This is a genomic window from Polyangium jinanense (assembly GCF_028435265.1).
Lineage (GTDB): Bacteria > Myxococcota_A > Polyangia > Polyangiales > Polyangiaceae > Polyangium > Polyangium jinanense.
Map to the genome: position 1 here is coordinate 1 of NZ_JAGTJK010000127.1, position 8941 is coordinate 8941.

At 68.9% G+C, this 8941-nt stretch carries 6 protein-coding genes; 4 read left to right on the forward strand and 2 right to left on the reverse strand.

Annotation, left to right across the window (positions count from 1 at the left end; genetic code table 11):
* Nucleotides 1–572: 572 nt before the first annotated feature.
* Both KEG38_RS54520 and KEG38_RS54525 read right to left on the reverse strand, forming a co-directional pair.
* On the reverse strand, nt 573–1280 hold the full coding sequence (locus KEG38_RS54520) for a hypothetical protein (RefSeq protein WP_272429149.1): 708 nt from the start codon (nt 1278–1280) through the stop codon (nt 573–575).
* 420 nt (nt 1281–1700) lie between these two features.
* Nucleotides 1701–3851 carry an FAD-dependent oxidoreductase gene (locus tag KEG38_RS54525; RefSeq protein ID WP_272429151.1) on the reverse strand — a complete coding sequence of 717 codons (2151 nt, stop codon included), beginning with the start codon at nt 3849–3851 and terminating at the stop codon, nt 1701–1703.
* A gap of 690 nt (nt 3852–4541) precedes the next feature.
* On the opposite strand from KEG38_RS54525, the gene KEG38_RS54530 reads away from it, so the two are divergent.
* From KEG38_RS54530 to KEG38_RS56355, 4 genes are all read left to right on the forward strand, one after another.
* Complete coding sequence (locus KEG38_RS54530; protein ID WP_272429152.1) at nt 4542–4994, forward strand: hypothetical protein; 453 nt, start codon at nt 4542–4544, stop codon at nt 4992–4994.
* Between the two features lie 178 nt (nt 4995–5172).
* Nucleotides 5173–8022 (forward strand): tetratricopeptide repeat protein, encoded by a 2850-nt coding sequence (locus KEG38_RS54535; protein WP_272429154.1) that lies wholly within the window; start codon nt 5173–5175, stop codon nt 8020–8022.
* A 181-nt stretch (nt 8023–8203) separates the two neighbouring features.
* On the forward strand, nt 8204–8650 hold the full coding sequence (locus KEG38_RS54540; protein ID WP_272429155.1) for a TerB family tellurite resistance protein: 447 nt from the start codon (nt 8204–8206) through the stop codon (nt 8648–8650).
* A 141-nt stretch (nt 8651–8791) separates the two neighbouring features.
* A partial coding sequence (locus KEG38_RS56355) for an IS4/Tn5 family transposase DNA-binding protein (protein ID WP_372518248.1) occupies nt 8792–8941 on the forward strand: 150 nt, incomplete at its 3' end.

Sequence of the window (8941 nt, forward strand, 5' to 3'; positions counted from 1 at the left end):
GGGAGCCTCGGAGCCGGTGTCCATGCTCGCGCTTGTAGATGCGGGGATGCCCCCTGGAGGGGGACCCCATGATACCGTCCGAGCCAAGAACACCGGTCGAGGGCGCCGATCTCAGGTACGAGGACAAGCCTCAAGCAGTGTACGGCGACCCTCTCCCAGCTTGCTGCCTACTACAGGGTGGGGTTGATACAAGCATTGGTCTCTTCTTGGGGCCGTTGCGCCGGGGCGCCGCCCCGGACCCCGCGGGGGCTGTTCGCCCCTCGACCCGAACCAGGGCAAGCCCTGGACCATTCGTGGAAGAACTGCGCATCGCGCAGTTCTTCCAACAGGCCGGTGGCAAGATCAGGAAGGTGCGTTGCACGCTGGCGATGGGCACGTTGCCTGTTGAATCGTCAGCGCCGCGGTCTTGATGGGCAGGGTCGTCGTTCGCCTTGACCTGGCCTGTTCGATGAACTGCGCGGGAGCGCAGTTCATCGATCCCGGGTCCAGCGCTTGCGCTGGTCCAGGTCCAGGGGCGGATAGCCCCGGTGGGGCCTGGGGCAAAGCCCCAGCGCAGCGCCTCCCAGCCGCCGTCAACCCTGCGCCGGCACGGCAGGTGCCCCGGATTCGTCGGCCTCCTCGACGGGGCCCTTCTTGCTCTTCGTGGTCGCGGTCTCCAAGACCGGGAAGATCACATCCTGAAGCTCGCGATCCCGCGGGAAGGCCGCTCGGACCACGCCCATCGCTCGGTCGACCGCGTCGTGATGCGCGTCGCGCAGCGCGAGTTCCGCCCTGAATGCGTCGTCGTGGGCGGCAAGCGCCTCCTCGTGCGCGTCGAGGGCGGCTTCCAGGCTCGAGAGCGCGGCGCCGAGCTTGGGCGACCAAACATTGCGGTAGGCCTCGATCCCCGCGACCTTGGCGTGATCGAGCCGGTCGACGAGGTCTTGCATCGACTTGACCTGCGACCTGCCGGCGGGCGTGAGGATCGGGGTCGAGCCCTTCGGGAAGACGGCGGCGCAGATCCTGCCGCGGCGCCCGCCGTCCTCGATTTCGGCAGCCCGGAGCGCGGAGCGGATCACGCGTTCGGCGTGATATTCGGCGAAGCGGGCAGCAGCGCGCGTCTCGACGACAGGGACGCGGAGGGCACAGCGCTGCTGGTGCTGGCCGTTGAGCGCGTTGTTGACGGTCCGGATGTCGAGCGCGGCGGACGTGGTCTCGGGGAACTGCGCGAGGCCGGCCGCAAGCTCGACGCCATACTCGAAGCGGACCGAGGACGAGGCATTGCTGCGATACTTGCGCATGAGGGGCTCCCTGGGCCGATGGCCCGGTGATGGTGGTTCTCCGACCGCGACGCGGGCGATGCAACGTCGGGTGCACGTTGAACGCTCGGAGGAAAAATCCATTCAGGGTGAGCAGGTTTCGGGCGCGCGAGGGTTACCGGACGTTTGGGCCGGGTCGGGAGAGCGTGACGCGCGGGTGATCGAAGGTTCGATCGGGCGCGCGTCACCGTGACGCGAGGGTGATCGAACGTTTGGAGACGCGGAGGCGACGATGACGTGCCGGGGATCGAACGCTCGATCCGGCACGCGTGACAGCGACGCGAGGGGGATCGAACGTTCGACGACGCGGAGGTGATGGTGGCGCGCCGTGGATCGAACGTTCGATCGGGCGCCGGTCACGGTGACGCGAGGGCGATCGAACGTTTGGAGACGCGGAGGTGGCTACGGCCTCTTCCGTCGACGAGGCACCTTCGTGTAAAAGCAATATCGCATCGATTCGGCCGTCGGATACCAGGGATGCTCTCCCGGGCTCCCCGAAAGCTCGCGCGCGAAGGCCCAAGCGAGCGGCTTGGGGTCGACGACGGCGAAACGGAAGCCGTTCGCCAGGAACCGCTCGGACCATTCCCACAGGGTCGATAACGTGCTGACGCCGGAGAAGAGGTCGTGGGCGTCGATCACCTGCTGGGTCATGTCGCTGGCGATCGACCCGAAGAACACACCCCTCTTGCAGACCCGCGCCATCTCGCGGATCGCGCGGCCGACGTCCTTCTGCGGGACGTAACAGAGCGCGGTGTCGTAGAGGAAGTCGAATTCATCGTCGCGAAAGGGCATCGCGCAAACGTCGCCGAGGGCGTTACGTGCTTTCCACTTCTTCGCGGTCTTCCCGTGGATGTATGCGCTCTTCTCGATTCCCCAGGCATCGACGTCGAGCTTGGCGAACTCCTCGAGCGTGATGCCGTTCGCGGCGCCGCAATCGAGGAGCTTGTACGGAGGCTTCGCGCCCCAGATGATCTCGATGAGGTCCACGACGTACTGCGCATTGAAGTACTCGTTGAACGAAGCCTCGTAGGAGCTCTCGCCGTCGTAGAAGTCGTGGTAGGCCGGGTCGAGGTCCTCGGACCGGGCGCCGTCGACGCGGGTGATGCAGGCCCGTTCGGTCTCCTCGGGTCGCTTCGTGTCCTTCCATTCGTCGTCTTGCGCCTTCGTGCCCCCCCGCGCGTCGGCTCCGGGGAGGTAGATGCCGCGGAACACTTCGCTGGTCAGGCAATCCGTGGCGAAGTCGGCCGAGTCGAGCACCCCATTCAGCGTGGAGTCGAAGAGGTAGTCGCCGACCAGGAAGAGGCCGGGATGCCGCTTCGGCTCCGGGACATGGCGCTCGCGCATGTCGAGCGTCGGGAACCCTCCGGGGAGGCCATTGACGCTCGAAAGCCACCGGTGCACACGGCCATCGATCGCGAGCTCACGGCCATGCCGGAGGGGCAGAGGGAGGGCGTCGAGCACGTCGCGGATGAGCGTCGCGTCATCGCTGTTCGCCAGGGTCTGCGCGGCGCTGCCCGCGAGCAGCCAGCCGAGGACGGCTTTGCCCCCAGCGTCGCCATAACGAGAGCCTTCGTCATAGAGGCACGTGCCGCCAAAGGTGTCGATCATGAAGTACGAGCCCGGCACGGCATCCCGCCAGAACGGGCGCGAGAACAGGACGGAGACGCGGAGGTAATGGGCCGGGCGGTCGTAGTGCGCGATGTGCGCGTGCATGGCCCGCGCAAGGCGTGGATCCTTCCATTCGAGCATCGATAGCCGATCGTGCGGGAGGGCAATCACGACGAAATCGTACTCCGCCTCCTCCACGTCGAGCCCATGCCGCGCGACGACCCGATACCCGCGTTCGCCGCGCTCGACCGATACGACCCGCCGCCCCAGCCGAACGTCGGCCTTCACGAGGCCACGCAGGCGGTCGACGAGGCGTTCAATGCCCCCCTCGATGGAGTAGAGCCGCATGTAGCCGGGCACGTCCATCAGGAAGTTCTTGAGGCCATTCAGGCCATTGGTCAGGTGCGACTCAGTGGCGATGTCGCTGTGGGCCGCGACCTCGAAGTAGCGGCGCGCGCCGTCGTCCTTCACGCGATCCAGGATCTCCCGGCAGGTCTTTTTGGCCCACGCATGCGCATTGTCGTGCGTCCAATGCGAGTCGTAATAGTCCTCGCGGCTGAGCTGTCTCATCGCCTCGGCTCGGAACGCCTCGACACCGCGGGCCGTGTTCTCTCCGCAGAGCTGTCGGATATCGGCGATATTGCGGAGGACCCGGTCGCCGAGGAGCACCGTGCCTCCAGACATCGGGAGCACACCGAGCCCGAGATGCTCGACGAGGGCGCGGAGCGGGTCGTACCCGATCATCGAATAATCGTAAATCTCGGCGACGCCAGCCTCATAGACCGGCCCTCCCGGCCCGAGCTTCGCGGTCGCAATCTTCCCGCCCAAGCGGGAGCTCGCCTCGTAGAGGGTGATCGCGCAGCGGTCCCAGAGCTTGTCATTGAGCATGTACGCGGTAAAAAGGCCCCCAGGCCCACCGCCCACAATCGCAACGCGTGCCGTCATGAACGCTCTCCATGAAGCAGCGGGGTCTCGGGGTGCCGTAGCCCGCGCGCCGAAAATTCCCTCGCATCCGACGATGAACGAAGCGTTCTTCGACCAATTTTCCGTGGCGCGAGAATGCATGATCGGAGCCACGCCCCATGTATCGAAGCGAGCCACCGAGGCCGAGCGTCACGCCGTCCAGGGCGACCCCGCCCGCTCCGTCCTGCTGGAAGGCGCCTCGCCGGGGCGCTGCCCCGGGCCCCGCGGGGGCTGTTCGCCCCTCGACCCGAACCAGCGCAAGCGCTGGACCATTTGGGGAAGAACTGCGCGATGCGCAGTTCTTCCCACAGGCCGGTGGCAAGACCAAAGACGGCGTTGCCAATCGCAACGTCAACGGCGGTCTTGACTCGGCCTGTTCGATAAACTGCGCATCGCGCAGTTTATCGACCCCGGGTCCAGCGCTTGCGCTGGTCCGGGTCCAGGGGCGGATAGCCCCGGTGGGGCCTGGGGCAACGCCCCAGCGGGGCGCCGGAGCAGGAGCCCGCCGCTCGGCGCGGGTAAGCGAGAAATAAGCGCGGAGTAAGGCACGGGCCTGTCGCTTCGGACTACATCGCTCGCCGCCGGGCGAGGCCCACGCGCGCGACGCGCACGCGCATACGTCTTCACGCTCCGGCGCACCATCCGAGTAGAAAACAACCAGGAGACGCGACAATGACCCAGCCTTCGGATTACACTGCGCAGGAGTGGCAGCTCCTCAGGGAGACCCCGCTGATGGCCGCGGCGGTGAGCACCGCACTCGACTTCGGATTGATCTCCGCAGCGAAGGAGTTTTCCGCAGCGGTCAAGACCTTGAACGACGCCGCCGAGAAGGCGCCCCATAACCAGCTCATCCAGGCCATCGTCAACGCCAACAAGGACGAGCAACAGGCGAGCAGCTCCTCGGAGGGGTTTTCGGTCGATCTGGTGATCGAGCGCGTGCGGCAAGCTCGCTCGATCGTGGAAGCAAAGGCGCCCGCCGAGGCCGCGGAGTACAAGCAGATGGTGCTCGAGGTGGCCGACCGGGTGGCCAACGCCTCGGGCGAAGGGTTTTTCGGTACGGGCAAGAAGGTCAGCGACAAAGAGGCGGAGTATCTCGGCAAGCTGCGCGACGCGCTCGGTCTTTGACCTCCTTCGGGTTACCATCGGGCCGCGCGGCGCGACTTCGTCGTGACACCACGTCATGCCCACACCGAATCCCCGGGAACTGCCCAGCGCAAGACTCCATCGACCCGAGCGTCCTGCTCCGCCCCTTCGCGCCGTTGGCGAAGAGGGCGCGCCGTCGATGAGGATGCCGCGCAGCAACGTGCCGCAGCCTGCAAACGCGTTCTTCGGGCGCGAGGCCGATCTCGCCGCGCTGCGCGATCTGCTCGCGCGCGGCGAGCGCTTGGTCACGGTGACGGGCACGGGAGGCGTCGGCAAGACGCGGCTGGTGCAGCAGCTCGTCGCGCAATACGGCGGCGACACGTCGCTCGCGGAGGAGTTCTGTTTCTGCGATCTGTCCGAGGCGCGCGACGTCGACGCATTGTGCCGTCTCACGGCGCACGCGCTCGACGTGCCGCTCGGCACAGGCCCCGCGGTGGAGGCCGTCGGCCGGGCGCTTTCGGCACGGGGGCGCGTGCTGCTCTTGCTCGACAACTTCGAGCAGCTCGTCGCGCCTGCGGCCGACGCGGTCTCCGCGTGGCTGCGGCTGGCGCCGGCTGCACGCTTGCTCGTCACGTCGCGCGAGCGTCTCCGGTTGTCGGAGGAGCTTGTCTGGGAGCTTGCGCCGCTGCACGTGCCGAGCGCGGAGGAGCGCGCGGAGGAGAGCGAGGCGGTGCGGCTGCTCATCGATCGCGCGCAGCGGATCCGGCGGGGCTACGCGCCGGACGAGGACGAGGTGCGCGTCTTGGGGGAGCTCGCCCGGAAGCTCGACGGCCTGCCACTTTCGCTGGAGCTGGCAGCGGCGCGGTGCAACACGCTCGGGCCGCGCGCGCTGCTCGAGCGGCTCTCGCGGCGCTTCGAGGTGCTCGCGCGCGGGCCGCGCGACGCGAGCGACCGGCAAGCGACGCTACGCGCGAGCCTTACCTGGTCGTGGGAGCTCCTTTCGCCGTGGGAGCGCGCGGCGCTGGCGCAGTGCGCGGTGTTCCGCGGAGACTTCACGCTCGACGCGGCGGAGCACGTGATCGATGTCACGGACCACGCGGGCGCGCCGCCGCCGCTCGACGTGGTGCAATCCCTGCGCGAAAAATCGCTCCTGCGCGCGATCGAGCCGGCAGGCGCGCGCGCCGAGCTACGGCTCGGGCTCTACGTCAGCGTGGCGCAGTACGCAGGCGAGCGACTCGACGAGCTGGGCCTGCGGGACGCGACGGCGCGGCGGCACGCGGCGTACTACGTCACGCGTGGCGAGGCGTGGGCCGCGGCGTCGTTCAGCGCGGACTGGAAGCACGCCCGCGCAGAGCTCGCGCTCGACCAGGAGAATCTGCTGGCCGTCGTGGAAGCGGCGCTCGCGCCCGGCGCGGCGCGCGAGGAGAGCGTGACAGACGCGGCACGCGCGCTGCTCGCGCTCGAGCCCCTCCTGATCCTGCGGGCCTCGCTGCCGTGGCACCTCGGGCTGCTCGACGGCGTGATCGCCGAGGCCACACGCGCGGACGTGCCAGGCGCCCTTTTGGCGCGGCTGCTCGCGGCCCGTGCCACCGCGGGCCGTCGCTCGGGGCGCATGACCGAGAGCCTGCGCGATCTCGAGCGTGGCCTTTCGATCGCGCAGAAGCTCGGCGACCCATGGGTCGAGGCATGCGTGCGCCTCGCCCAGGGCGCTTGCCTCTCGGACCTGGGGCAGCGCGACGCCGCGCTGGCCGCGTTCGAGCGCGCGGAGGCATGCAGCCTCGCGGCGGGCAGCCGTGCCGACGAGGCGCTCGTCGCCTGGCGCAGGGGCATTCTGCAACGCGAGCACGGGCAGATCGCCGAGGCGCTCGTCTGCTTCCGGAAGGCGATTTCCCTGCACCACGCGCTCGGCGACACGCGCCGCGAGGGCATCGTGCTCGGCGATCTCGGCCTCGCGCTGCAGGAGCAGGGCGACCTCGCCGAGGCGCGCGCGAGCCTTACCGCCGCGCTCGCGCTCCACCGCGCGGCCGGCGAGTCGTACTACGATGCCGTGGCCACGACGATGCTGGGGCTCGTCGACCACGAGGAAGGCGACCACGAGGCCGCGGCGGCGCGCTACGCAGCCGCCCTGCGATCGATCCGCCTCTTGGGCGATCGGCTGTGGGAGGCGATGCTCCTGCAGTACCTCGGGATGCTCTGCCACGCGCGCGGCGAGCTCGACGCCGCGCGCACGCACCTCGAGGCGGCGCGGGCGTATTTCGGCGAGGTCGATGCCCGCCCGCACATCGCGTTCGTGGACGCGCAACTCGGGGCCGTCGAGGCAACGAGCGGGCGGCCCGACGCGGCCGCGGCGCGGCTCGACGCGGCCGCCGTCGTGTTCGCCACGCCGGAGGATCCCTCCTGGGGCGTGGTCGAGCTGCTGCGCGCCTACGCAGAGTTGCGAAAGGCACGCGCCGCGGGCGAGCGTGGTGCCGCGGACGTGGAGCACGCCCAGAAGCGGGCGGCGCACGACCGCATCGCAGCGGTGCTTTTGCCCGACGAAGGTGGCGCGGACGCCACGTCCGAGCGGTCGACGCTGCTGTCACGGTCGCTCGACGTGCGCCTCTCGCTGAATCTACTCACCACGTCGTTCGGCGAGGACGTGGCGCAGGTCCGTGCGCGCGCGGGGGCAGCGGAGCGCGGGACGGTGGTGGCGGCAGCGGCGGACGCGCTTTTGGTGCAGCGCGAGGGCGAGTGGTTTCGGCTGCCTGGACAGGCGCGCGTCGAGCGGTGCAAGCGGCGCGCGCCGCGAGCGCTGCTCGTCACGCTGGCAGAGCAGTGGTTGCGCGCGCCAGGCGAGCTGGTTTCCCCCAAGGCGCTGGTCGAAGCGGCGTGGCCCGGCGAGCGGATGCAGCCAAGCGCAGCACGCAACCGCCTGCACGTCGCAATCGCGATGCTGCGCGGCCACGGTCTGCGCGAGATCTTGCAGAGGCAAGACGGCGGCTACCGGCTCGACCCCGCGGTCCCCGTCCGGTTCGCATCTGTCGCCGAGGCGCGCGCGGTGAATGGCGTGGTGACGTCCCAAGAGCCCTGAGGCTGCCGTCGCTTATCTCGGCACGGACCTCTTACTTCTGTCTTACTCCTGAGGGCGACCCCTCGCGCATTGGCGAAGCGAGGCTATCGATTGGCTTGCCGATCGGCGCACGTGGCGCACGCCCGCGGCGCGTGTCCGGCGACGCCAGCAACCCTTCGATTCATCGACAGAGGCAACCACCATGGGATTCAGCATCAAGAAGCGCTTCACGGAGTCCGCCCCCGAGGACCACACGAACGCAACGAGCGCCGCCATTCTGGAGCTCGCACTCTGGGGCGCCCTCGCCGACGGCGAGCTGTCCGACGACGACGTGAACGATCTGCTCTTCGCAACGCAGCAGATCCCCAGCTTCGAGCACTTCACGGCGGACGACCTCGACGCCCTGATCGAGCGCATCTCGGAGGAGTGCCCAGACCAGGACGCCATCGTCGGGCGCGTGCAGTCAATCGTGCACTCGATCCGAGACCCGCGGGTCCAGCGTCTCACCTATCAAATCCTGGTCTTCTTCGCAGCCAAGGACGGCGAGCTTTCCGAGGCAGAGGAGTCGATTCTCTCCCTCGCACAGGAGAGCTGGGGCATCTCCGACGACGAGGCCCAGGAGCTCACAGACGCAGCCGTCGGGGCGTGATCTTTTCGGGGGGCCGCCGCGCCGGGGCGCTGCCCCGGGCCCCGCGGGGGCTGTTCGCCCCTCGACCCGAACCAGGGCCTGAGCATTGGTCCCATCTCCGATCGGTACATTCCCCCCCTCTGACGACATTTACCGAGTGAGATGTTGGATGCAGGGGCGGCCTCGTCGGCGGAAGCGTGGGCGGAGGAGGAGTTCGGGCATGCGGACCTTGGAGACAAGCGCCGGACCCGGCGACTGACGCGCATGGCCGCGCAGGCGGCGCTGTTTCCCTCGGGGAAGGTGAGTGAGGTT

What these genes read in the sequence shown, in the direction of transcription:
- KEG38_RS54525 (WP_272429151.1), bottom strand. Translation starts at nt 3,851, where the DNA reads ATGACGGCACGCGTTGCGATTGTGGGCGGTGGGCCTGGGGGCCTTTTT.
- KEG38_RS54520 (WP_272429149.1), bottom strand. Translation starts at nt 1,280, where the DNA reads ATGCGCAAGTATCGCAGCAATGCCTCGTCCTCGGTCCGCTTCGAGTAT.
- KEG38_RS54530 (WP_272429152.1), top strand. Translation starts at nt 4,542, where the DNA reads ATGACCCAGCCTTCGGATTACACTGCGCAGGAGTGGCAGCTCCTCAGG.
- KEG38_RS54540 (WP_272429155.1), top strand. Translation starts at nt 8,204, where the DNA reads ATGGGATTCAGCATCAAGAAGCGCTTCACGGAGTCCGCCCCCGAGGAC.